Annotated in this window: 19 protein-coding genes; 8 read left to right on the forward strand and 11 right to left on the reverse strand. The window is 67.1% G+C overall.

Annotated elements, in window-relative coordinates:
* Positions 1-15: 15 nt before the first annotated feature.
* The 8 genes from PV781_RS04910 to PV781_RS04945 all read right to left on the reverse strand — a co-directional run bounded on the left by PV781_RS04910 (position 16) and on the right by PV781_RS04945 (position 8,409).
* Entirely contained in the window at positions 16-1,572 is a 1,557-nt protein-coding gene (locus PV781_RS04910) for an acyl-CoA synthetase (RefSeq protein ID WP_274774500.1), read from the reverse strand.
* Positions 1,573-1,574: 2 nt separating this feature from the next.
* Complete coding sequence (locus PV781_RS04915; protein WP_274774501.1) at positions 1,575-2,591, reverse strand: zinc-dependent alcohol dehydrogenase family protein; 1,017 nt, start codon at positions 2,589-2,591, stop codon at positions 1,575-1,577.
* A 4-nt stretch (positions 2,592-2,595) separates the two neighbouring features.
* Positions 2,596-3,753 (reverse strand): acyl-CoA dehydrogenase family protein, encoded by a 1,158-nt coding sequence (locus PV781_RS04920; protein ID WP_274774502.1) that lies wholly within the window; start codon positions 3,751-3,753, stop codon positions 2,596-2,598.
* Positions 3,750-4,706, reverse strand: a complete 957-nt coding sequence (locus tag PV781_RS04925; RefSeq protein ID WP_274774681.1) for a branched-chain amino acid ABC transporter permease — start codon at positions 4,704-4,706, stop codon at positions 3,750-3,752. Before PV781_RS04925 ends, PV781_RS04920 begins: the two co-directional genes overlap by 4 nt.
* Positions 4,706-5,566, reverse strand: a complete 861-nt coding sequence (locus PV781_RS04930; protein WP_274774503.1) for a branched-chain amino acid ABC transporter permease — start codon at positions 5,564-5,566, stop codon at positions 4,706-4,708. The genes PV781_RS04925 and PV781_RS04930 overlap by 1 nt, the downstream gene beginning before the upstream one ends.
* A 102-nt stretch (positions 5,567-5,668) precedes the next feature.
* Entirely contained in the window at positions 5,669-6,883 is a 1,215-nt protein-coding gene (locus tag PV781_RS04935) for an ABC transporter substrate-binding protein (RefSeq protein WP_274774504.1), read from the reverse strand.
* Positions 6,884-6,959: 76 nt separating this feature from the next.
* Positions 6,960-7,661 carry an ABC transporter ATP-binding protein gene (locus tag PV781_RS04940; RefSeq protein ID WP_274774505.1) on the reverse strand — a complete coding sequence of 234 codons (702 nt, stop codon included), beginning with the start codon at positions 7,659-7,661 and terminating at the stop codon, positions 6,960-6,962.
* Position 7,662: 1 nt separating this feature from the next.
* Positions 7,663-8,409: an ABC transporter ATP-binding protein gene (locus PV781_RS04945; protein WP_274774506.1), complete on the reverse strand. Its 747-nt coding sequence runs from the start codon at positions 8,407-8,409 to the stop codon at positions 7,663-7,665.
* A gap of 183 nt (positions 8,410-8,592) precedes the next feature.
* On the opposite strand from PV781_RS04945, the gene PV781_RS04950 reads away from it, so the two are divergent.
* Entirely contained in the window at positions 8,593-9,462 is an 870-nt protein-coding gene (locus PV781_RS04950; protein WP_274774682.1) for a LysR substrate-binding domain-containing protein, read from the forward strand.
* A gap of 93 nt (positions 9,463-9,555) precedes the next feature.
* On the opposite strand, the gene PV781_RS04955 is transcribed toward PV781_RS04950, so the two are convergent.
* The gene (locus tag PV781_RS04955) at positions 9,556-10,602 is read right to left on the reverse strand and encodes a YeiH family protein (protein ID WP_274774507.1); all 1,047 of its coding nucleotides are present in this window, start codon (positions 10,600-10,602) and stop codon (positions 9,556-9,558) included.
* A 292-nt stretch (positions 10,603-10,894) separates the two neighbouring features.
* On the opposite strand from PV781_RS04955, the gene PV781_RS04960 reads away from it, so the two are divergent.
* Entirely contained in the window at positions 10,895-12,358 is a 1,464-nt protein-coding gene (locus PV781_RS04960; protein ID WP_274774508.1) for a porin, read from the forward strand.
* 93 nt (positions 12,359-12,451) lie between these two features.
* Here PV781_RS04960 and PV781_RS04965 read toward each other — a convergent pair whose 3' ends face one another.
* Positions 12,452-13,246, reverse strand: a complete 795-nt coding sequence (locus PV781_RS04965; RefSeq protein WP_274774509.1) for a GntR family transcriptional regulator — start codon at positions 13,244-13,246, stop codon at positions 12,452-12,454.
* Positions 13,247-13,499: 253 nt separating this feature from the next.
* On the opposite strand from PV781_RS04965, the gene PV781_RS04970 reads away from it, so the two are divergent.
* The 6 genes from PV781_RS04970 to PV781_RS04995 all read left to right on the forward strand — a co-directional run bounded on the left by PV781_RS04970 (position 13,500) and on the right by PV781_RS04995 (position 21,529).
* The gene (locus PV781_RS04970) at positions 13,500-14,510 is read left to right on the forward strand and encodes an ABC transporter substrate-binding protein (protein WP_274774510.1); all 1,011 of its coding nucleotides are present in this window, start codon (positions 13,500-13,502) and stop codon (positions 14,508-14,510) included.
* 136 nt (positions 14,511-14,646) lie between these two features.
* Positions 14,647-16,716: a metallophosphoesterase family protein gene (locus PV781_RS04975; protein ID WP_274774511.1), complete on the forward strand. Its 2,070-nt coding sequence runs from the start codon at positions 14,647-14,649 to the stop codon at positions 16,714-16,716.
* 13 nt (positions 16,717-16,729) lie between these two features.
* The gene (locus PV781_RS04980; protein ID WP_274774512.1) at positions 16,730-17,533 is read left to right on the forward strand and encodes an ABC transporter ATP-binding protein; all 804 of its coding nucleotides are present in this window, start codon (positions 16,730-16,732) and stop codon (positions 17,531-17,533) included.
* Complete coding sequence (locus PV781_RS04985; RefSeq protein ID WP_274774513.1) at positions 17,533-18,420, forward strand: ABC transporter permease; 888 nt, start codon at positions 17,533-17,535, stop codon at positions 18,418-18,420. Before PV781_RS04980 ends, PV781_RS04985 begins: the two co-directional genes overlap by 1 nt.
* Positions 18,417-20,735 (forward strand): PHP domain-containing protein, encoded by a 2,319-nt coding sequence (locus PV781_RS04990; RefSeq protein WP_274774514.1) that lies wholly within the window; start codon positions 18,417-18,419, stop codon positions 20,733-20,735. Before PV781_RS04985 ends, PV781_RS04990 begins: the two co-directional genes overlap by 4 nt.
* On the forward strand, positions 20,732-21,529 hold the full coding sequence (locus PV781_RS04995) for a phosphosulfolactate synthase (RefSeq protein ID WP_274774515.1): 798 nt from the start codon (positions 20,732-20,734) through the stop codon (positions 21,527-21,529). The genes PV781_RS04990 and PV781_RS04995 overlap by 4 nt, the downstream gene beginning before the upstream one ends.
* 21 nt (positions 21,530-21,550) lie before the next feature.
* Here the strand turns inward: PV781_RS04995 and PV781_RS05000 are convergent, their stop codons facing one another.
* On the reverse strand, positions 21,551-22,609 hold the full coding sequence (locus PV781_RS05000; protein WP_274774516.1) for a helix-turn-helix transcriptional regulator: 1,059 nt from the start codon (positions 22,607-22,609) through the stop codon (positions 21,551-21,553).
* Positions 22,610-22,677 lie beyond the last annotated feature (68 nt).

Below are 22,677 nucleotides of genomic sequence, written 5' to 3' on the forward strand. Positions count from 1 at the left end.
CCCGCGGCGGGCTTTTCATTTCGGCGGAGAGACCTTGGCCCAGTATTCGTCCTTCAGCACCCGCTTGTAGAGCTTGCCCGTCGCCGAGCGCGGCAGATCGGGGCGGAATTCAAGGGTCCTGGGGCACTTGATGGAGGACAGGCGCGCGCGGCAATGGGCCATCAGAACACCGGCCAATTCAGGACTGGCGGCCTGGCCCGGCGCCAGTTGCACAATGGCCTTCACCTCCTCGCCCAGGTCCTCGTTGGGCACGCCAATGACGGCGGCATCGAGCACGGCGGGATGGCTGACCAGCACATCCTCGGTCTCCTGCGGATAGATGTTCACGCCGCCGGAGATGATGACGAAAGACTTGCGGTCGGTGAGATAGAGATAGCCCTCCTCGTCCAGCCGCCCGATGTCGCCCAGCGTGGTCCAGCCCTGTGCATTGGTGCAGGCGGCGGTCTTGGCGGGGTCGTTGTGATAGGCGAAGGGGTGGCCATTCTCGAAATAGATCTCCCCCTCCTGCCCCGCAGGCAATTCGTGCCCCTCTTCGTCGCAGATGTGGAGGACGCCCAGCTTCGCGCGGCCCACGGACCCTTGATGAGCGAGCCATTCCTGCGGCGTGATGGCGGTGAAGCCGTTATTCTCCGTGCCCGCATAATATTCGTGAATGATGGGACCCCACCATTCCATCATCTGGCGCTTCACCTCCACCGGGCACGGCGCGGCCGCATGGACCGCCATGCGCATGGAGGAGAGGTCGAAGCCGGCGCGCATCTCCGGCGGCAGCTTCAAGAGCCGCACGAACATGGTGGGCACCCACTGGCTGTGGGTGATGGCCTCCGCCTCGATGACCCGCAGCGCCTCCTGCGCGTCGAACCGCCCCATGATGAAGGCCGAGCCACCCATCTTGATGGTGACCATGGAATGGCGCAGCGGCGCGGCATGATAAAGCGGCGCCGGGCACAGATAGCGCGCCTCTGCGCTATAGCCGAAGAGCGAGGTGAGGAGGTCGAGCAGCATGGTGCGCCCGCCCGGCCTGTCGCCGGTGAGGGGCCACTTTATCCCCTTGGGACGCCCGGTGGTGCCGGAGGAATAGAGCATGTCGAGGCCCTGCGCCTCGTCGGCGATGGGCGTTTCGGGGAAGCCCGCCGCCTCGCCCGCCCAAGACGCAAAGCCAGGCGGCGGCGCGCCCACAACCAGCATGCGACAGGCCGGGCCGAGGCGCGCCGCAAGGTTGGCCGCGATGGACAGGTAGGCATCGGAGACCACCAGCACCTTGGCGCCGCAATCGCCGAGGATATAGGCGATCTCCTCCCCCGTCAGATGGGTGCTGATGGTGGTGTAATAGACGCCCGTCCGGTCGGCGGCGAAGCACACCTCCAGGAATTCCCGGCGGTTCTCCATCAGGATCGCCATATGGTCGCCGCTGGCGAGACCGCACGCGCGCAACAGGTGCGCGCCCTGATTGGCCCGGGCCTCAAGCTCCGCGAAGGTCACGCGCTCGCCGGTGCTGCACATCTTGAAGGCGAGCGCATCGGGCGTGCGCGCAGCATGGGCGCGCGGCTGGAACGGATGGGAGGAGAGCATGGTCAGAACCGGATGAGGGTTTTGCCGAAATGGCCGCCGTCGCGCAGATGGGCGAGCGCGGCTTTCAGATCCTCGAAGGCGAAGGTTTGGCCGATCACGGGCCGCACCCCATGCTGGGCGATGGCCGCCAGCATGGCCTCGAAGCCGTCGCGATGGCCCACCGTCACTCCTTGCAGGCGCACCTGCCGCGCCACGATGGGGCCGAGGGAGGCCTCCACATTCAAGCCCGACAGCACGCCGATGAGCGAGATCGTCCCGCCCGGCCGCACGGCGCGCAAGGACAGTGGCAAGGTGGAGGCGCCGCCCAGCTCGATGATGTTGTCATAGCCGCCCCGATCGGCCGTGATCTGCCGGCTCTCCTTCGCCCAGTCCGGCGTGGTGCGATAATTGATGGTGGCGTCCGCCCCCATGGCACGGACCTGCTCCAGCCGCGCGTCGCTGGACGAGATGACGGTGACATGGGCGCCATGCAGCTTGGCGAAGGCGAGGGCGAAGAGGGCAACGCCCCCCGTGCCCTGGATCAGCAGGCGGTCCCCGGCCTTGGTCTGGCCAAGGGTTGCCACCGCGCTCCAGGCAGTGAGCGCGGCGCAGGGCAAGGTGGCGGCCTCGGCATCGGACAGGACATCGGGGATGCGCACCACCCCCTCCTGCGACAGGCACACCAGGTCCGCCATCACCCCGTCCAGCGGACCGCCGAGCCCGGACGCCAGCCGTTCGGCATTGGGCGGGCCTGAGGTCCAGTTCTGGAAGTAGGTGGGGCACACCCGGTCGCCCACCGCCACCCGGCGCACCTCGCTCCCCACCTCCACCACGACGCCGACCCCATCGGACACGGGAATGAGCGGCAGTTCGCCCGTGGCCCGTCCATAGCCGCGCTCAGGCACGATGAGGTCGCGGGCATTCAGCGCAGCCATGCGCATGGCCACCACCACGTCCTTGGGACCCGGCTTCGGCGCGGGACGCTCCGCCAGGGTGAGATGGTCGAAGCCCCAGCCGCCCTCGATCTGAAATACGCGCATCGCACTAGGCCTTTTCTTGGATGTCTGAAGGGGCGGAACGCCGCCCGAGGCGGGCGATCCGCTCGAGAAGCATGGCGGTGCTCCCGTCGGTGAGGGCGGCGGACTGGAGCGCGCCCAGATGTCGGGCGAGGCAATGCTCCGGGCGCAGACCCTCGGCGCCCATGGCATGGAGCAGGCGCGGCAGATGGCGCTGGCCGGTTTCCACCGCATGGACCTTGGCGGCCGCCGCCTGCATCTGCGCCGCACCGGCATCGCCGGCGGCACCCACGGCTCGGTCCACCAGCGCCTGCGCGGCGGCCAGGTCCACCCGCGCGCGCGCCACCGTGAGCCGCCAGTCCTGATGCGCCTCCAGGGGGATGCCGAAGGTGCGCCGCCGCGCGCCGTGCGCACTGACCTCGCCGATCGCCGCCTCCAGCATGGCGCAGCACATGGCCGCCACATAGGTGCGGGCGCCGTTGATCTCCGACAGGATCGCCTTGAAGGCGATGTCGGGCGACAGCAGAAGCTGGTCGTCCTCCACCATCACGTCCTCAAGCCGGAAGCCGCCCGTGCCCATGGAGGTCTGGGCGAAGGGCCCATCCAGCGGATAGCGCGTGACGCCCGGCGCCGTCAGATCCACCAGGAAGGCGCCGATGCCCCCGCTGTCCGTCGCGCCGCAGCGGGCATAGACGATGCAGAGGCCAGCATGGCGGCCATTGATGATCCACGTCTTCTCGCCGTTCAGGCGCCAGCCGCCCGGAACGCGTTCCGCCAGGGTGGCGAGGGCCGGCACGTCGGACCCCGCGCCCGGCTCCGTCAAGGCGGTGCAGGCAGACACCCGCCCGGACAGGAGGACCGGCAGGTGGCGCGCCTGCAGGGGCGCGGCAGCGCTCAATTCGATCCGCCGCGCCACATTGTGGGTGTTCACCACCGACATGGCGAAGCCGAAATCGGCCGCCGCCAGATGGGCACACGCGGTCACCTTGAAGGCGAAGTCCGCGCCAAGCCCGCCCGATGCCGCGGACACCTCCACCCCCATGAGGCCAAGGCCGGCCGCCTGCGCGAACAGTTCGGCGCTCACGGGCGCACCCATGGACCAGCCGATGGCGGCGGGAGCGACGGACTTGGAGGCGAACGCCGCGATGGCAGCGAGCCTGTCTTCGGCAGAGGGTGCGCCGGTCATGAGCGCGCGCCCTTCAGCCGGTCCGCCAGCAGGGCGGCGCCACCGACAATGCCGCGCGGCATGAAGATGGTGGCCAGGACCAGGACGAGGCCATAGACGATGAGCCGGAACCCATCGGCAAAGCGCAACATCTCTGGAAGGAGCACCACGAAGAAGGCGCCGATCACCGGCCCCGCCACGGTGCCCGATCCGCCGATGATGACGGCCAGGATCGCGTCCAGCGACTGGGCGACCCCGAACACGTCGGGATTGATGAAGCCCTGATAATGGGCATAGAGCGCACCCGCAAAGCCCGCATACATGGCCGAGGCGACGAAGGCGAAGAGCTTGTAGCGCCAGGCGGGAATGCCCATGGCGCCCACCAGCGTCTCGTTCTGGCGGATGGCGGACAGGATCTGGCCGATGCGCGAGCGCATGATGAGCGCGGCAAGGCCGGTGCTCCCCGCCGCGGCTGCCAAGGCGAGGTAGTAATAGGTGTTCCGCTGGCTGAAATCGACCAGACCCTTCACCCCCGCCGGCTTGGGAATGTCCGAAATGCCGGCCTCGCCGTGGGTGAGCGAGGTGAAGTTCATCAGCACGATGAAAATCACCAGGTTGAACGCCAAGGTCACGATGGCGAAGTAATGCCCCTTCACCCGCAAGCTGGGATAGCCCGCCGCCAGGGCGAAGAGCGCCGTGAGGACCGGGGCCAAGACAAGGGTGAGCCAGACCGGCAGGTGGAAGTGCAGGCCCATCAAGGTGGAGCCATAGGCGCCCACCCCCATGAAGCCCGCCTGCACGATGGACACATAGCCGGTGCAGCCCTGGATCAGGTTCTGCCCCTGGGCGACGATCACCCAGATGAGTGCCAGCACGCCAAGATGGATATAGTATTTGACCGGGACCAGTTGCGGCATTGCGGCAAGGGCGACGAGCAACGCGCCGTAGGCGCACAGTTTCAGGCTGGGGTTCATCACGCCTTCCTCCCCATGAGGCCCTCGGGGCGGACCAGCAGCACGATGATCATCACGGCGAAGGCGATCACGTCCTTATAGGCGGAGGACACGAAGCCGGCCGCCCATGCCTCAGTGACGCCAAGCACCAGCCCGCCGACAATGGCGCCGGGAATGGAGCCGAGGCCGCCCAGGATCAGCACGGCGAAGCCCTTCACCACCAAACCCTCGCCGATGCCCGGCGCGATGGCGAACAGGGACCCCACCATCACGCCCGCGGCCACCCCCAGCATGGTGGAGATGGCGAACACCACCAGCGGGATGGTGTTGACATTCACCCCCATGAGAATGGCGGCGTCCCGGTTCTGCGCGACGGCGCGGATGGCCTGCCCGGTCTTGGTGCGATCCACGAACAGCGTCATGGCCAAGATGAGCAGCGCGGCCGCAAGGATCGCATAGAGCCGGAGTTCCGGAATGGTGATGGCGCCGATGCGGAAGACCCGGGTCAGATCGGTGGGGATGACCACCTGGTCTGCCCCGAAGAGCTCCAGGTTGAGCCCCTCCACCATCATGGTCAGGCCCAGGGCGACGATGAAGGCGTTGATATGGCTGGCACCCCGCACCGGCCGATAGGCCAGGATCTCGATGGCGAGGCCAAGCAGGAAGCCAACGGCGAGTGCGATGGCAATGGCGGGCACCAGCGGAACCCCATGCAGCGCCACAAGCGCATAGGTCAGATAGCCCCCGAACATGGAGACCGAGCCGTGCGCGAAATGGGCGATGCCCAATATGCCGAACACGGTGGTGAGGCCGAGGGCGATGAGGACGTAGACGCCGCCGATCGCGAGGCCGTTGATGGTCTGCTGGATGAGTTCGATCATGGGATCAGGTCGCGATCCGTCTGCGCCAGGGCGTGGCGGGAAGTCTTTGAGATGGGGAGAGGCGCGGCCCACGTCCCCCGTCGCAGGCCGCGCGGTTCACGCTCAGTTCAGCGTGCTCAGGAACTGTGAGTAGGCTTTCGCGTCCGAGGGCAGGTCCTCGACGAACATCCAAGTGTTGCCGCGCCACTGGAAGGCGCCGTTGGTGGTGTAGGCCTGTCCGTTGCGGTCGAACAGCTTGCCGTCCACGGGAATGTACTGCATCACCGCCTCGGCGGGCACGGCGATCTTGCGCAGCGCTGCGGCGACCGCCTTGGTGTCCTCCACCGTGCCGGCGGCTTCCAGCGCCGCCTTCAGGGCATAGACCTGGTCATAGGCATAGGGCGAGCTGGGCGAGGGCGCGGCACCGAAGGCGGCGGTGTAGTTCTTGTTGTAGGCAAGGCCCGCCGGAGAGGCCGCCTGGAGGGTCAGCTCGGTGGGGCGCAGGTCCCACACCCCTTCCATCTGCGCGGCGCTGGCCACCTTCAGGAACTGCTCCTCGCTGCCGCTGGTGAAGCCGTAGCGCGGCACATCCATGCCCAGTTCCGCCGCCTGCCGGTAGATGAAGGCGGCCGGCTCCACATAGCCTGCCACCAGGATGGCATCGGGCTTCAGCTCGCGGATCTTGGTGAGCTGCGGGGTCATGTCCCGATCCTTCAGCCCGAAGGATTCCCGCGCGATGATCTCGCCGCCGGACTTTTTCAGCTCCGCCTCGAAGGCATCCACGTAGCTGGCATAAAAACCCACATCCAGCGCACCGAGGACAGCGACCCGCTTCTGACCTTTCTTCGCCACGAAGGCACCGGCGGCCGCGCCGGTATAGTCGGCCGGCGGGCGGGTGCGCACGAGGTTGGGAATGCCGCGGGTGGTGATGGAGCGCTCGGCGGCATTGCCCACCAGCATGACGGCGTCCTCATTCTTGATGAAGGACGCCACCGCGGCGGTGGCCCCGGAGCAGCAGAAGCCGAGGATATACTTCACCCCGTCCCGGTCGATCAGCTTGCGCACCGCATTGGTGGCCTCGGTGGGGTTGGCCTTGTCGTCATAGGCGATGACGTTGAGCTTATAGACGTCCTTGCCCACCTTGATGCCGCCGGCGGCGTTGATCTCCTTGGCCGCCATCTTGACCGCATTGGCTTCGGCAAGGCCATAGACCGCGCCGCCCCCGGTGAGGGCATCGCTGACGCCGATGTCCAGGGTCTTCTCGGCCGCGAAGGCCATGGCGGTGGAGAAGGTCAGGGCGGCGGCGGCGGCCGCAAGACCCGCGAATGGCTTTCTCATGGACGTCTCCCTCAGTCTTGCCGATTTGTTTGCTTCGGCTTTCTGGTCGCTTGGTTCGGACGCCTGTCCGGCCGCCTCAATGGCCGAGATAGGCTTTGGCGATGTCCGGGTGGGATTGCAGTTCGGTGCCCGTGCCGGTCAGCACGATCTCCCCCGCCTCGAACAGGTAGGCGCGGTCGGCGAGGCGCAAGGCGAGGTGGGAATTCTGCTCCACCAGCAGGATGGTCATGCCGGTGGCCTTGATGCGGGCGATGGTCTCGCCCACCTCAGCCACGATCTTCGGCGCCAGCCCCAGCGAGGGCTCGTCGAAAATGCACAGGCGCGGTCGCGCCATCAGGGCCCGGGCGATGGCGAGCATCTCCTGCTCGCCTCCCGACAAGGTCCCCGCCGCCTGGGCGGCGCGGGATCGCAGGATGGGGAACATGTCCATCATGGCGTCCAGGTCCTGCGCCTGACCGCCGTCACGCCGGGCATAGGCGCCCATGCGCAGATTCTGGAGCACGCTCATTTGGGGAAACACCTGGCGCCCTTCCGGGCACATGGTGATGCCGGCCCGCACCACGGCGTGGCCGGGCAGGTTGGTGATGTCCCGCCCCTCGAACCGCACCGTGCCGCTCCGCACCGGAACGAGCCCGCAAATGGCCTTCAGCGTGGAGGTCTTCCCCGCTCCGTTGGCGCCGATGAGGGCGACGCACTCGCCCGCCTCCACAGTGAGGTCGATGCCATGAACCACTTCGATCGGGCCGTAGCCGATCCTCAATTGCTGCACCTGGAGCATGTCAGGCGGCCTCGCCCAGATAGGCGTCGATCACCACGGGATCGTTGCGCACCTCGTTCGGCGTGCCCTCGGCGATCTTGGTACCGAAGCTCAGCACCACCAGCCGGTCGCAGATCTCCATGATGAGTGCCATGTGGTGCTCGATGATGAGGACCGACGTGCCCCGGTCGCGGATGGCGCGCACCAGCCCGGCCAAAGCGCGGCGCTCATGGGCGACAAGGCCGGCGGCGGGCTCGTCCAGCAGGAGAATGTGGGGTTCGCTGGCCAGCGCCGTCGCGATCATGAGCAGGCGCTGCTGCGCGGCGGAGATGGCCCCGGCCCGGCGCTCGGCGACCGCCGAAAGCCCCGTGAGGTCCAGAAGCTCCTCCACCTTGTGCTCCAGTGCGCCCCGCCCGGCACCGTGCCGCAGCAAGGTGCCGGCGGGCTGGCGCACATGGGCACCGAGGGCCACATGGGCGCGGACCGTGAATTCGGGAAAGATGCTGGCGGTCTGGAAGGTACGGGTCAGGCCGAGGGCCACCCGGTCATATTCGGGAACGGTGTGCACGGGCACGCCGGCCAGTAGGATTTCGCCCGAAGTGGGCGGCAGGACACCGGCGAGCACATTGACCGTGGTGGACTTGCCCGAGCCATTGGGGCCGATCAGCCCGAGGATCTCGCCCGGGCGTACCTCGAAAGACAGGTCGCGGACAGCGTTCACGCCGCCAAACGACTTGCACAGGCGGTTGACCGCCAGGGTCGCCGTCATGCCCTTCCCTCCCATCCGCCTTTTTTAAGTGCGGTTGCTAGACACCTATCGCCAAGCGGGAGGGATGAAAAATTCAAAGATTGCGGGGTGGCATCAAAAATTTCGATTATTCTTGCCGGCATTGAGCAGGGGCGCGCGGCCGTGGCGGACAGCAGAGCCATCCGAAATATCAAGTCAATTCAAGTGTTTCATGCGGTCTGTGAGACGCGCAACGTGACCAAGGCGGCGCTGGCGCTCAACACCAGCCAGAGCTCGGTGAGCTACCATATCAAAAAATTGGAAACGGACCTGTCCATTGCCCTGTTCCGGCGCACCCGGAGCGGCCTGGAGCTGACGGAGGCCGGCAGCCTGCTGGCGACCTATGTGGAACGTGGTCTGACCATCATACAGGCGGGTCAGGAGCATGTAACCGGGAAAGCGCGCTCGGTGCGCATGGCCTTGCTTCCCATGTTCGCCAGCCGCTGGCTCTCTCCCCGCCTGGGGCAACTCCTGGAGAGCCGCCCGGGCCTTCACCTGTCGATCCAGAACCACAACAACACCTATGCCACCATGGCCGACCCGGACCGCTTCGCCGATCTGGGCATCCAGTGGGGACAGGGCCATTGGCCGGCCTTCGAGGTGACACCCTTGTGGCCCGAGCGCCTGGTGGTGGTCTGCAGCGCCGACTATCTGCGCCAGCATCCCATTTCCAGCCCGCGGGACCTCGCCCGCTGCACCCTGCTGCATGTGGACGACACGCAGATGTGGGACGACTGGTTCCACCGCAACGGGCTGACCCTCGCCCCCTCCCAGCAGCAGATGATGCTGGAGGACCGGCACTTCCAATTGTCCTCCACCATTAACGGCCTCGGCGTCTCATTGTTCGCCTGGTGGCTGGTGCGAAAGGAAATGGAAAGCGGGGAATTGGTGGACCCCTTCGCCCACCGTTTCGAGACGAGCTTTGCCTACCACCTGGTCTGTCCCAGGGAGCGGGACCTTTCCCCCTCCGCGCGGTGGGTGCGCGACTGGCTCCTGGAGACCAGCGCCGGCGGCCCGGCCGCAGAGGCGCGCTGAGGGGGCGCGCGGCGGGCCCCATCGCAAAACGGCCCGCCTCCGAGGGAAGCGGGCCGTCCATCCTTCGCACGGGATGCCGTTCAGCGGCGGGCCTCAGGCGTAGAAGCTGGCGATCAGCACGAAGCCCAGGAGCGAGATGAAGGCCCAGGAGGCGGCCCCTAGCGCCAACGGCTTGAAGCCCTTGGCGCGCAGCTTGCGAATGTCCGTCTCCAGGCCCATGGCCCCGAGCGCGATGGCGAGCAGGAAGGTGGTGACCTGCGCGATCTGGGGCTTGGCCTCGGCGGGCACGACACCCAGGCTGTTCACCACGATCATGGCCATGAAGCCCAGCACGAACCACGGCACGGGGGGCGCGGCGCGACCGGCCTCGCCGCCCTGCGCGCGGCGCGTGGCGGCAAAGCCCAGCGCCAGGACGAGGGGCGCGAGCAGCATCACGCGGGTGAGCTTGGCCACCGTGCCGAATTCGCCCGCTTCCTGCCCGCCCTGGAAGGCGGACGCCACCACCTGCGCCACCTCATGGATGGTGGCTCCGGTCCACAGCCCGTAGGCATGGGCCGAGAAACCGGTGAGCGGCAGCAGGACCGGGAACAGCAGCATGGAGATGGAGCCGAACACGGTGACGCAGGCCACCGCATAGGCCACGTCCTCGTCCGACCCCCGCGTGACGGTGTTGGTGGCGATGACGGCGGAAGCGCCACAGATGGAGGTTCCCGCCGCGATCAGTTCGGCCAGGCGCGGCTCCACCCCCATGGCCCTGCCGATCCAGCGGGTCACGAAGAAGGTGGCCACAAGGCAGATGGCGACGATCAGGAAGCCGGAGGCGCCGATCATCTGCACCTGGGCGAGCGTGAGCTGCAGGCCGAGCAGGATGATGCCGAAGCGCAGGATGCGGCGCAGGGAGAATTTCACCCCGGGAATCGCCCAGGCGGGGGTGCCGATCAGATTGTGGAAGGTCATGCCCACCACGATGGCGATGACCAGCGGGCTCAAGGAGGAGATGCCGGGAATGAGGCGCAGCGCATAGGCAAGGCCGGCGACCGTAACGGTCAGCGCCAGCCCCGGCAGAATATTGCCCGCCGCCTTCGCCGCCGGCCCCAGAGCGCCGGCCAGAAACGACGGCGCCACCCTCTCATCGGCCATGTCGGCCTCCCTGTTTGCCCGGCTCAAAAGTGCGTCGCAGCGTTCGATCGATCAAATAGGCAATAGTGTTTGTTCTGATCTATATTTTTGATTGATCATGAGCGATCCCGCGCACCGGGCGCCCGGAACCGCAAGCCGCGTCCGACAGACACTCAAACGTTACCGGAAGGTCCGATGCCCTTCACAGAGGTCGGGCTGCAATGCGGCTCGCCGCAATCAGCCCGAGGGCGGCGCATGCGGGGGAAGGGAAATGCGGACACGCTTTTTGACGGCGCTCGCGGGAGCCGTGGCCATGTCCAGCCAAGGGGCCTTGGGGGCGGATCTTCCCGCCAAGGCGAAGGCGGTGGAATATGTGCGCGTGTGCACCACCTATGGCGCCGGCTATTACGACGTGCCCGGCACGGAGACCTGCCTGCGCCTGGGCGGCTATATCCGCTTTGATGCCTACCTGAACGCAGTCGGCACCTTCAACCCCGCCATTTCCTCGGCCGCCTCCACCGCCTTCAAGGCGCCGGGCGCCAGCATTGGCGGCTACCCCTTCAGCACGTCCGCAGATCCCGACTATCTGACGCGTGCCCGCACCATTCTGGACCTGGATGCCCGTACCGCCACCGATTATGGCGTGCTGCGCTCCTATCTCCGCTTCGGCATGCAATGGGATTCGCAGGCCAGTGCGGGTAGCCCGTCCGGCGCCTCCGCCTATTTCGAGCGCGCTTTCATTCAGTTTGCGGGCTTTACCTTCGGCTATACCCAGTCCTTCTTCGACACCGGTATCAGCTACATGATGACCACGCCTTATGCGGGCTCCAACACCTGGACATCGCTGCTCGGCTATACCGCGCAGTTCGGCAACGGTGTTTCGGCGACGCTGGCGGTGGAGGACGCAGCCAGCCGCACGACGGGCCTGCAATACGGCCCCTCCACCGCCACGTTCGCCTCCGGTTCCACGCTCTCCAGCCTCGGCGGCATGAGCTATCTGAACGGGCAGGAAGGCACGAAAGTGCCGGACTTCGTTGCCAATCTGCGCCAGGACCAGGCCTGGGGAACGGCCATGGCCTCCGGCGCCCTGCACCAGGTTGCGGGCATGACCCCGACCACCGCAGGAGCCGCTTATCTCGGCGCTGCGGGATTGGACGCCTGGGGCTGGGCGCTCGGCGCCTCGTTGGAAGTCAAGCTGCCGATGCTGGCCGCGGGCGACAGCCTCTACCTGCAGGCCAATTATGCCTCCGGCGCGCTGAATTATCTGGGACTGTCCGGCAATTACCAGGCTCGCGCATCGGGGCTCGGCGCCCTCGGCCTGAATGCCGGCCTCTCCACGGTGACCGGCGGCTATTATCCCATCGCCGACGCCATCTGGAATGGCTCGGACTATGCGCAGGAGAAGGGCTTCGCGCTCCAGGCCCAGTTCCGCCACTTCTGGCAACCCGCTCTGCGCTCGGCCGTCTATGGCGGCTATGTGCGCGTGGATGTGCCCCAGAACGCGGCCTTCTCGGCGGCCACAGTGTCCAGTTCGCCTGCCGCCCGCCAGTTCAATGCCGGCTTCGACGTGGAGATGTGGCAGGCGGGGCTTAACACCGTCTGGTCGCCGGTGCGCAATCTCGATCTGGGTGTCGAAGTGATCTATTCGCGGGTCAGTGGAAGCCTTCCGTTGAGTTCCGTGTCGGTCACCGGAACGCCGGCTTCCGGCACCGTGGCCATATTTGGCGGGTCGGCCGATGTCTGGTCGGGAGGCATCCGGGCCCAGCGGAACTTCTGAGGCCCCGGAACATTCGCGGGGCAAATGAGGGCCCTTTGGGGGGCGCACAGGGACTTTGAAGGGTTCAGTTGATGCCTGAGGCCCTGGACCCCTTCATTCCGCCGGCACCTCAAGCGTGGTGTTGAAAACCACCAGGTCGCCGCGGTACTGGCCGATGCCGAGATAAAGCACGCGGCCGGCCTTGTCGGTGATGACGCGCCGCACCTCGCCCACCGGCGCCCCCACGGGCAGGTCGAGCAGGCGGGCCACCGTGAGGTCCGCCGCCAGGATGCGGAAGGACTGGGTCATCTTCTTCACCTTGGGGCGGCCAAGGCGGCCCAGCACGGGGATGACCATGGCCTGGTCGAACGCCTCGGGCGCGAGGGCGTAGCAGGCATTGTCGAGATAGAGGTCAATCACGCAGTAAGGCTGGTTCCCCGCGCGGTGGACGCGGCGCATGTAGCGATAGGAGGGGCCTGCCTCCCCCTCCTCCGGGCGCGGGGAAGGCAATGGCACCTCGGCCTCGACGGTGAGGGTCTGCGGCAGGTTTCCATCCAGCATCTGAAGGAAATTGTCCCAGCTGGAATCCAGCTGGATGATCTTGCGCGGCTTCAGCCCGTCGGCGACGAACGTGCCCTTGCCCTGGACGCGGTCGATCAGGCCATCGTCCGCCAGCACGCCCAAAGCCTGCCGGACGGTGACACGGGCCATGCCGTACATCTCGGACAGCTGTTCGAGCGTGGGCAATTGCGTCCCGGGCGGCCAGCGGCCTTCCTGGATCTCGGCGCGCAGCAGATTGGACAGGGCCACGTAGAGCGGCAGGGACGACGTGCGCAGACGGCGGCGCGCCTCCTCGCCGTCATGCACTTCCCCGTTCAGGCCCATTGCCACGCCGTCCACCAGAGCCATCTCCGCTTCACCCGATCTCGCCGCATGTGGAGCCGATCTGTCTAGTCCTTCCAAGGACGCAGACGAAGCCCATTTGCTGGGCGACGCGCGCGGCCGGGGGAGATCGAAGAAAAGGCACGCTGCACATGAATTAATCTTGTCTGCTGGTTGACCATACCATAGCATCTTTTCCAGACACAGAGGGAAGACGACCGCAATCGGCGCTCCCCCCGGCCCTCCCAGGGTCCGGGCCCAGCCAGAGGGGACATGGTCCATGCAAAAATCACGACATCTGCGCCTTGCCGCCATCGCCGCGGCCGCCCTGATCAGCTTCGCCGCACCGGTACGGGCGGAAATGAGCAATGTGCGGGTCGCCACCCAGATCGGCTTGCCTTATCTGCCGCTGATCGTCATGCAGAGCGACAAGCTGTGGGAAGAAGAGGCCAAGAAGCGCGGCCTCGACGTCACGGTGGAATATGCGCGCCTCGGCGGCGGCGGCCCGCTCAATGATGCGCTGCTCTCCGATTCCGTTCAGATTGCCTCCGCAGGTCTCGCCCCCATGCTCACCTTGTGGGACAAGACCTCGAAGAATTACGGGGTGAAGGGCCTCTCGGCCATCAATGCCTCGCCCATGTACCTGCTCACGAACAATCCCAACATCAAGTCCATCAAGGATTTCGGCCCCAACGACCGGATCGCCTTGCCGAGCATCAAGGTGTCCATCCAGGCCATCGTGCTGGCCATGGGCGTTGAGCAGGCCTTCGGGCCCGGCAAGTGGGGGGAATTGGACAATATCCAGGTGGCCATGGCCCATCCTGAGGCCTATGCGGCACTGACCTCCAAGGCGGGCGGCATCACCGGCTACATGGCCTCCTCCCCGTTCCAGGAGCGGGCGCTGAAGGTGCCGGGCATCACCAAGGTGGCGGATTCCTTCCAGATCCAGGGCGGCCCCGCCACCCTCTCCGTCATCTATGCCAAGTCGGATTTCGTGAAGAACAATCCCAAGCTCGTGGAAGCCTTCATGGCCGCCCAACGCCGGGCGGTGGACCTCATCAAGACCGACCTGAAGGGCTCGATCGACAAATATTACGCCGTCACCGGCGACAAGACCGACCGGGCCATCGTCGAACAGATCCTGTCCTCCCCGGAATACGATTTCGACATCTACCCGAAGGAAAGCATGAAGATCGCCGACTTCATGTATCGCACCGGCGCGCTGAAGCAGAAGCCGGCATCCTGGAAGGACTATTTCTTCGAGACCGTGCATTCCGAAAAGGGCAACTGACCTTTCGGATCGCCCGACCGGCGCGGGCCGCCCGCCCGCGCCTCTTCACCTTGTCACGCTCCTCAACGCGGTGCCTTCGCCGCGGACGGCCCCTTGCGTCCGCCCGCCGCCTCGTCCCCAACCTGCCGAGTGACCGATGCCGTCTCCCGAAACCCTGCTCTTCTCCTTCGCCCTGGTGGGCGACACCCATGTGAAGCCCGAGAGCGGCGACCAGTCCGCGCCCTGGAAGGTGAACGAGAAGGCCACCAGCCGCGCGCGCTTCATCGCCCGCGAGATCGCCCGCTACGAGCCCAAGTTCGTGATCCATCTGGGGGACCTGGTGCATCCGGTGCCCGAACTGCCGACCTTCGATGCGGCGGTGGCGCTGATGCAGGACGTGTTCCGCCAGCACCACAACCGCATGCATGTGCTGCCGGGAAATCACGACATCGGCGACAAGCCCAACCGCGCCATGCCGGCCAAGGGGGTGCGCGAGAGCTGGATCGACATCCATGAGAAGAATTTCGGCCCCGGCTGGCGGGCCTTCGACCAGGACGGCATCCGCTTCATCCTGCTCAACACGCCGGTCCTGAATTCCGGCCTGCCGCGCGAGGCGGAGCAGCGGGCGTGGCTTGAAAGTGCGCTCGCCGAGGCCAAGGGCCGGCGCATCTTCGTCTTCCTCCACTATCCCTTGTTCCTGCTGGGCCCCGACGAGCCCAGCACCTATGACAATATCGACGAGCCCGCCCGCTCGGATCTGCTCGGCCTCTTCCGCGCCCATGATGTGGAAGCGGTATTCGCTGGGCACGTACACAACATCTTCTATCACCGGCTGCACGGCACCGAATTCTATGTCATGCCCGCCACCTCCTTCGTGCGGCAGGACTATTCGGAAATGTTCCGCATCGAGGCGGCGGCGGAAAACGGCCGCGACGATGCCGAGAAGCTCGGCTTCGCCATGATCGACGTCCATTCCGACGGCCATGTGGTGCACTATCTGCGCAGCTATGGCGCCCAAATACCGGAAGCCGAGCAGCAGTCCCCCATCGCCGTGCGCTCCACCGCCCCCCTGCCCCACCCCAAGAAAGGCGGCGGTGCGCCCATCGGCGTTTTCCTGCGCCATCCCTGGGCCGAGACCGTGACCTTGCCGCAGAACGGCCCCATGGACGAGTTTGTGCGCAAGCAGGCGCGCAACGACTATCCCATCGCCGCGCTCTGGCGCCTGGGTGTCAGTCATGCCCGCGTGCCGCTGGACGACCTGATGGATCCGGCCTCCCGCGCCCGCATGGCGGACCTCGTCGCCATCGGCCATCGCTTCACCGTCTCCGGCTTCGGCGTGCCCGCGGGTGCTGCCCGCGCGGCCCTCATCGAACATGCGGGGCTGGTGGACCGCTTCGAGTGCGTGCTGCCCTTTGAGGCGATCCTGCCTTCTGCCCCTGCCCTCGCCGCCTTCCGCTCCGATTTTGGCCGGCCGGTCACGCTGGCCCGGGTCGCCACCTCGGCAGATGAGGCGAAGGTGGGGTCCAAGATTGAGTTGTTCGTCTCCCACGGCTTCCGGCCGGACCAATTGCCTGAGATCGAGGAGCTTGTGGCGGGCGGTCTCACCGGCATCGATGGCGTGGTGGTGCGTGCGGGCCTTGGCACCGATTTCGTCACCCTTGCCGGGATGCTGGATGGCTGGTCGAAGGCGAACGGGCTTTCCGTGGACCTCAACCTTCGCGTGGCCGCCAACAACCCCGCCACCAATGTCATTGATGACGGCGCCATCCTGGCGGCGGCGGCGGAGGCCTATGCCTGCGCCCTCGCTTTTCCCGGTCTGACCGTCATGTTCGATCCCTTCATGGATCTGGATCGCGGCTACTTCGTCCGCCATGGCCTTGTGGACCGCCGCTGCAACCTGCGCCCCGCCGGCCTCGCGGTGGAAGCGCTCTCCGCCTTCCTGCCCTGCGATGGGGTGTCGTCTCCTGCCCTGACGGCGAGCACCCCCGACGGCGGCCGTGTCCTGACGCTGGAAAGCGAGGGCATGGCCGCCGCCATCCTTCTGCCGGCACCGGGATCGCCGATGGCCGTCCGCGAGGGGCTCGCCGACCTCCTGCCGGAGGCCCTTCACGTGGTGCCCCTCGACGCCTCCTGGACCCTCTCTTCCACCCTCGGATCGGTCCCCACAGGCCGCTTGCCGGAGCGCGTGGACGGGCCGACCCTGCTGGTCGGTCCCCGCTCCAAATAGGGATAAGCGCCCCATGAGCCTTGCGCCCACCCGCGACCCCGCGCAGCCCGTCCTCACGGCGGACGACGTGTCGCTGCAATATCGCACCCGCGATCATCTGGTGACCGCCACCTGGCGGGTCTCCTTCAAGGTCCATCCCGGCGACCGCTTCGTGCTGCTCGGCCCATCGGGATGCGGCAAGTCCTCGCTGTTGAAATCGGTGGCCGGCTTCCTGCCGCCGGTGGAGGGCCGCATCCGCCTCAATGGGCGGGAGATCAAGGGCCCCGGTCCCGACCGCATGATGGTGTTCCAGGAGTTCGACCAGCTCCTGCCTTGGAAAAGCGTGTTCGAGAACGTGGCCTATCCGCTCAAATGCACCGGCCGCTTTCCCGCCGCGGACATCGAGCGGCGGGTACGGGGCTATCTGGACAAGATCGGCCTCACGCGCTTTGCCGATGCCCATCCCCACATGCTGTCGGGCGGCATGAAGCAGCGCGTCGCCATCGCCCGCGCCATGGCCATGGAGCCCGACGTTCTGCTCATGGACGAGCCGTTCGCCGCGCTCGATGCCCTCACCCGGCGCACCATGCAGGCGGAACTGCTGCGCCTGTGGGACGAGACGCGATTCACCCTCCTGTTCGTCACCCATTCCATCGAGGAGGCCCTGATCGTGGGCACCCGCATCCTCGTCCTCTCCCCCCATCCCGGGCAGGTGCGCGCCGAGCTGGACGCCACGGGCCTTGGCTTCGAGGAGATGGGCTCGCCCCGCTTCGTCGCCCTTCAGAACCGGATCGAAGCCATGCTGTTCGGCCACGCCGCCGCCGAGGAGGCCCACTGATGAGCGAGGTCCTTCCCCTGCGCCGCGATCCCCCTGCCCGGCCTGAATATGAGCGCACGCCGGAGACGCTCGGCACCATCGGCGAAATCCAGCGCCAGCTCACCTTGGCGGAGCGCCTGGGACAGAACGCCTTCTTCCGGCGCCTCCTGCTCCTGGTGGCGCTGGGGGCGGCCTGGCAGATCTATGCGGTCATCCTCAACAACGAGCTGATGTTCCCCACCTTCAGCGCCACGGTTGCAGCGCTGTGGGATGCGCTGGTGCACGGCACGCTCCTGGAGCGCACGCTCTATTCGCTGAAAGTGCTGGTGATCGGCTATGTGATCGGCGTCGGCCTGGCGGGCCTCCTGGTCTCGCTGTCCGCCTCCACGCGGTTCGGCAACGACCTGCTCTCCACGCTCACCGCCATGTTCAACCCGCTGCCGGCGATCGCGCTTTTGCCGCTGGCGCTGCTGTGGTTCGGGCTCGGCATGCCCTCCATCGTCTTCGTCATCGTGCATTCGGTGCTGTGGGCGGTGGCGCTCAACACCCATTCCGGCTTCCAGTCGGTGAGCGAGACCATGCGCATGGCCGGCCAGACCTTCGGCCTGAAGGGGCTGCGCTACATTTTCGGCATCCTCATCCCGGCGGCGCTGCCCTCCATCGTCTCCGGTCTCAAGATCGGCTGGGCATTCGCCTGGCGCACGCTGATCGCCGCCGAGCTGGTGTTCGGCGCCTCCTCCCGCTCGGGCGGCCTGGGCTGGTTCATCTTCGAGAACCGCAACTCGCTTGAGACGCCCTACGTGTTTGCCGGCCTGCTCATGGTGATCCTGATCGGTCTCGCCATTGAGGGCCTCGTCTTCCGCACGCTGGAAATCCACACCGTGCGCAAATGGGGAATGCAGAGATGATCCTCTCCAACCCGTCGGACACCGGCGCCGCTCCGGTCCGCGCCCGCCCCAACTGGGTGCCCGAGCCGCCCTCCATCGCCCCCGAGCGGGCTGGCCGCGTGACGCTCTCCCCCACCGGCCCCTTCCCGGCCGGCTCCTACCAGCACATCACGCTGACCTACACCGCCGGCCATTACGGCATCGACGACACGGGCACGCTGCGGGTGTGCTTCCGCTTCGCCACCGACCAGGGCCAGCCGCAATTTACCGATCCGGCCGGCGCCAATTACGTCTCCATCAGCGCCAGCAATGGCGCGGTGCTGGATGCGCGCTTCGACTACAAGCTGAATGTGCGCCCCTTCGACCGCACCCTCGTGATCCGGGTGGTGAAGGGCTATCTGAAGGAAGGCGACACCATCACGGTGCGCTTTGGCGACCCGGCTGGCGGCTCGCCCGGCTTCCGCCTTCAGACCTTCGCCGACCCCTTCCACGAGTTCCAGGTTCTGGTGGACCCCATCGCCTGCGGCCACTATGTGCGTGTGCCCGACCAGCCCACCTTCGCCATTGTGGCGGGGCCGGTGGAAACCTACGCGCTCGTGCTGCCCACCCGTGTCGCGCCCGGCGCGCCCTTTGCTCTGGGCATCCGGGCCGAGGACCGCTGGGGCAATCCGGCGGATCTCTCCGGCCGCCGCCTCCTGCTGGAGGCGGACGGCGCGGTGGAGGGGCTGCCCGGCGACATCCGCATCGCGCAAGCGACGCCCTCTTTGCGCATAGAGCCCCTTACCGCCACCGAAGGCGTGGTGCGCATCCGCCTGAAGGATGAGGCAGGCGCGGTGCTCGCCACCTCCAACCCCGCCGTGGTGGCCCCTTCCGACGGCCTCCTGCGCCTGTGGGCGGACCTCCACGCCCAGAGCGGGGAAACCATCGGCTCCTCCTCCGCGCACGATTACATGTGCTTTGCCCGCGACGTGGCCTTCCTGGACGCGGTCGGCCACCAGGGCAACGACTTCCAGATCACGCTGGAATTCTGGGCCGAGCTGAACCGGCTGATGGGCGCCTTCAATGCGCCGGGCCGCTTCATCACCGTGCCCGGCTATGAATGGTCCGGCAATACGGGGCTCGGCGGCGACCGTAACGTCTTCTTCCCCCGCGAGGACGGAACCATCCGGCGCTCCTCGCACGCGCTGGTTCCGGACCGGTCGGATGAGGCCACCGACGCCATCGATGCCCGCGCCTTGTTCCGCGACCTCGCTGCCTCCGGCGACGATCCGGTCTGCTGGGCCCATTGCGGCGGGCGCTACGCGGACATCCACTATGCGCACGACGTGCGGATCGAACGGGCAGTGGAGGTGCATTCCTCCTGGGGCACGTTCGAATGGCTGCTGGCGGACGCCTTCGAGCGCGGCTACCGGGTGGGCGTGGTCTGCAATTCCGACGGCCATAAAGGCCGACCCGGTGCCGAGGCCCCCGGCGCCTCCATGTTCGGCGCATTGGGGGGCCTCACCTGCTTCCTCGCGCCGCGCTTCGACCGGCCGGCCCTGTTCGAGGCCATGAAGGCTCGCCACCATTACGGCACCACCGGGTCTCGGCTTGATCTCGACGTGCGCATGGACCTGCCGGACGGCAGCCTCGTCTATGGCGACGACCCCTCCTTGCCGGAGGCCGAGGGCGAGCCGGCGGACACCGCCATCATGGGCGACATCGTCGCCACCCGGGCGGGCACCGCGCGCCTCAGGCTGCGCCTGGAAGCCCCGAGCCCGCTCGTCGCGCTGGAGATTCGCGACGGCACGCAGGTGATCGAAACCATCCGGCCCTATGGCGATGCCAAGGGCGGGCGGCGGATCGTCGTCATCTGGTCGGGCGCCGAATATCGCGGTCGCTTCCGGCAGACCGTGTGGGACGGATCTCTTGAAATCTCCGGCAATGCCCTGGTCTCCGCCAAGCCAATCAACTTCTACAATCCCGACAAGCCGCTGAAGATTGAGGGCAACAGCATCACCTGGCAGTCGGTGACCACCGGCAATTTCGCCGGCGTGGAACTTGAGCTGGCGGATGGGCAGGCTGGCCGCCTTGCCGTCACCACGCCCAACGGCACGCTGGACATGGCCATCTCCGACATGGCCGCCGCGCCGACGTCCCTTGACTGCGGCAAGTTGGAGCGCGCGCTCAGCGTCTATCGGCTGCCGGATGAAAATCCCCACCTGTCGCTGGCGCTGGAGCGGGACATTCCCCTCGAAGCCGGCACGGAGCGGCGGATCCTCGTGGCCGCGACATTCGAGGACGGGCACCGGGCCTGGTCGAGCCCCATCTATCTCATCCCGGAGGCGGCGCGGTGACGACACCCTTCGCCTTCGTGCCCCTCGCCCCCGGCCGGAGCCTTGAAAAGCCCCGGCGCACCGGGCTGACCATGATGATCGACCAGGGCCTCGGCCTTGGCGCAGTGCGCGACATCCTCGCGACGGCGGGGGCCTATATGGACCTCGCCAAGATCAAGACGGGCACCGCCCGTCTCTATGGCGAGGCGCTTCTCATGGACAAGCTCGCCGCCTACAGGGACGCTGGCGTGCGCCCCTTCATCGGCGGGCAATTCCACGAATATGTCTTCGCCACGCTGGGCGCGGATGCGTTGCCGGGCTTCTATGCGGAAGCCCTTCGGCTGGGCTTTGCCACCATCGAGATCTCCGACAATGTGGTTCCCCTCACCGATGCGGAGCGGGCCGCGCAGATCCGTGCGGCGCGGGCGGCGGGGCTGTCCGTGTTCGCGGAGGTGGGCGCCAAGGATCGCCGCACCACGGCGGCCGATATGGTGAGCCAGGCCCAGATCTGCCTCGCCGAAGGCGCGGAGTTGGTCCTGGTGGAGGCCGCAGAGCTGGTTGTCGACGGCGTGGCGGACGAGGACATGCTCGCCGCCCTCCATGCGGGCATCGACCCCGCACGGCTCATGTTCGAACTGCCCGGCCCCTGGATTGCCGGCGTGCGCGCCTGCGACATCGAGAGCCTGAAGAAGCTGCTGGTCCGCAGCTTCGGCCCGGACGTGAATGTCGCGAACGTCCCCCCCGACACGGTGCTGGATTTCGAGGCCACCCGCACCGGCCTTGGCGTCGCCGGACCGCCGAGCTTCTGGCACTGAGGCGGGGCGAAGGGCGCGCCCTCACCCGCCTCTTCGGCGCACGCTCTTCGGCGGCATGCCGAAGGCCCGACGGAAGGCCGTGGCGAAATTGGCGGAGGAATTATAGCCCGCCAGGAAGGCCGCCTGCGCCACGGTGAGGCCGTCCTCCTCCAGAGCATGGCGGGCGCGCTCCAGCTTCCGGCGGCGGACATATTCGAACACGGTCATGCCGAAGACCGAGCGGAACAGGCGCTGGAGCGAATTGGCGCTCATGCCGGCGGCGCGCGCCACATCCTCAAGGGTGAGGTCACCGTCGAGGCGGTCCTCCAGGAAATCGTGCACCTCCCACATGCGCCGCTGATCGCGGGGCAGCACCGTGCCCTCGGCCGGCCGCGTCTCCACCGCAGCCACTGCGGCGAGCGCCTCGGCGGCCATCTCCAGGGCCCGGCTTTCCAGTTGCAGGGCATGCAACAGGGGCCCGTGGACCTTGGGGCGCAGCACTTGCTCGGCCAGCGACACCAGCCGAGCGGATGGACGAAAGCGGGCCTGGGCGAGGTGATCGCGGCTGAAGGCACGCACTCTTTTCTGGCCGCCCAGGCCGTCCAAGCCATCGCCCTCGATCCAATCCAGCGGCAGGGAGACATTCACCTTGCGCACATGGGTGCCGCGCCGGCCCTGGCGGCGGAAAAGATGCGGCTCCGCCCGCGCGATCACCGCCCCTTCGAGGGTTCCCCCGGTGGCGCCCGGCCCCAGCAGGAAGCGCCGGCCACCCAGTTCCACATCGGCCATGCCGTCCAGGAACAGGGAGATGGTCAAGCCCTCCTTGTGCTCGAGCTGGGTGGTCAGATCGTGCATGTCGAAGGCGTCGGTGGAATGGAGGGTGAGGCCGGAGCGCAGCCGCAGCATGTGGTAACGGCCCCGCAAGGCCGCCGCGCTCTCGTCGCACAGATCCGGCGCGAGCACCGAAAAGCGCGTGCCGCACAAGGCGGACGCGCGGGCAATGTCGCCCTGGCTGACGAACGGCATGCGCGGCCGGGCCGCCCCCTCGCCCGTCTCGCCACGGCTGGAGCCCGTCTTCGCCTCGTCTCGTCCGTTGGTCATGGGATGAGAGAGCGTGAACGGGGCACGCTTGTCAATATAAGTGGCACCCACTCAAATTAGTATTGTTC

The organism is Aquabacter sediminis, from assembly GCF_028863665.1.
Lineage (GTDB): Bacteria > Pseudomonadota > Alphaproteobacteria > Rhizobiales > Xanthobacteraceae > L1I39.

Excerpts from the sequence above, each read along its gene's own strand:
- PV781_RS04985 (WP_274774513.1), top strand. The coding sequence starts at position 17,533 with ATGAGCGAGGTCCTTCCCCTGCGCCGCGATCCCCCTGCCCGGCCTGAA.
- PV781_RS04925 (WP_274774681.1), bottom strand. The coding sequence starts at position 4,706 with ATGAACCCCAGCCTGAAACTGTGCGCCTACGGCGCGTTGCTCGTCGCC.
- PV781_RS04910 (WP_274774500.1), bottom strand. The coding sequence starts at position 1,572 with ATGCTCTCCTCCCATCCGTTCCAGCCGCGCGCCCATGCTGCGCGCACG.
- PV781_RS04945 (WP_274774506.1), bottom strand. The coding sequence starts at position 8,409 with ATGACGGCGACCCTGGCGGTCAACCGCCTGTGCAAGTCGTTTGGCGGC.
- PV781_RS04930 (WP_274774503.1), bottom strand. The coding sequence starts at position 5,566 with ATGATCGAACTCATCCAGCAGACCATCAACGGCCTCGCGATCGGCGGC.
- PV781_RS04960 (WP_274774508.1), top strand. The coding sequence starts at position 10,895 with ATGTCCAGCCAAGGGGCCTTGGGGGCGGATCTTCCCGCCAAGGCGAAG.
- PV781_RS04935 (WP_274774504.1), bottom strand. The coding sequence starts at position 6,883 with ATGAGAAAGCCATTCGCGGGTCTTGCGGCCGCCGCCGCCGCCCTGACC.
- PV781_RS04955 (WP_274774507.1), bottom strand. The coding sequence starts at position 10,602 with ATGGCCGATGAGAGGGTGGCGCCGTCGTTTCTGGCCGGCGCTCTGGGG.
- PV781_RS04980 (WP_274774512.1), top strand. The coding sequence starts at position 16,730 with ATGAGCCTTGCGCCCACCCGCGACCCCGCGCAGCCCGTCCTCACGGCG.
- PV781_RS04965 (WP_274774509.1), bottom strand. The coding sequence starts at position 13,246 with ATGGCTCTGGTGGACGGCGTGGCAATGGGCCTGAACGGGGAAGTGCAT.
- PV781_RS04990 (WP_274774514.1), top strand. The coding sequence starts at position 18,417 with ATGATCCTCTCCAACCCGTCGGACACCGGCGCCGCTCCGGTCCGCGCC.
- PV781_RS04975 (WP_274774511.1), top strand. The coding sequence starts at position 14,647 with ATGCCGTCTCCCGAAACCCTGCTCTTCTCCTTCGCCCTGGTGGGCGAC.
- PV781_RS04920 (WP_274774502.1), bottom strand. The coding sequence starts at position 3,753 with ATGACCGGCGCACCCTCTGCCGAAGACAGGCTCGCTGCCATCGCGGCG.
- PV781_RS04970 (WP_274774510.1), top strand. The coding sequence starts at position 13,500 with ATGCAAAAATCACGACATCTGCGCCTTGCCGCCATCGCCGCGGCCGCC.
- PV781_RS04940 (WP_274774505.1), bottom strand. The coding sequence starts at position 7,661 with ATGCTCCAGGTGCAGCAATTGAGGATCGGCTACGGCCCGATCGAAGTG.
- PV781_RS05000 (WP_274774516.1), bottom strand. The coding sequence starts at position 22,609 with ATGACCAACGGACGAGACGAGGCGAAGACGGGCTCCAGCCGTGGCGAG.
- PV781_RS04915 (WP_274774501.1), bottom strand. The coding sequence starts at position 2,591 with ATGCGCGTATTTCAGATCGAGGGCGGCTGGGGCTTCGACCATCTCACC.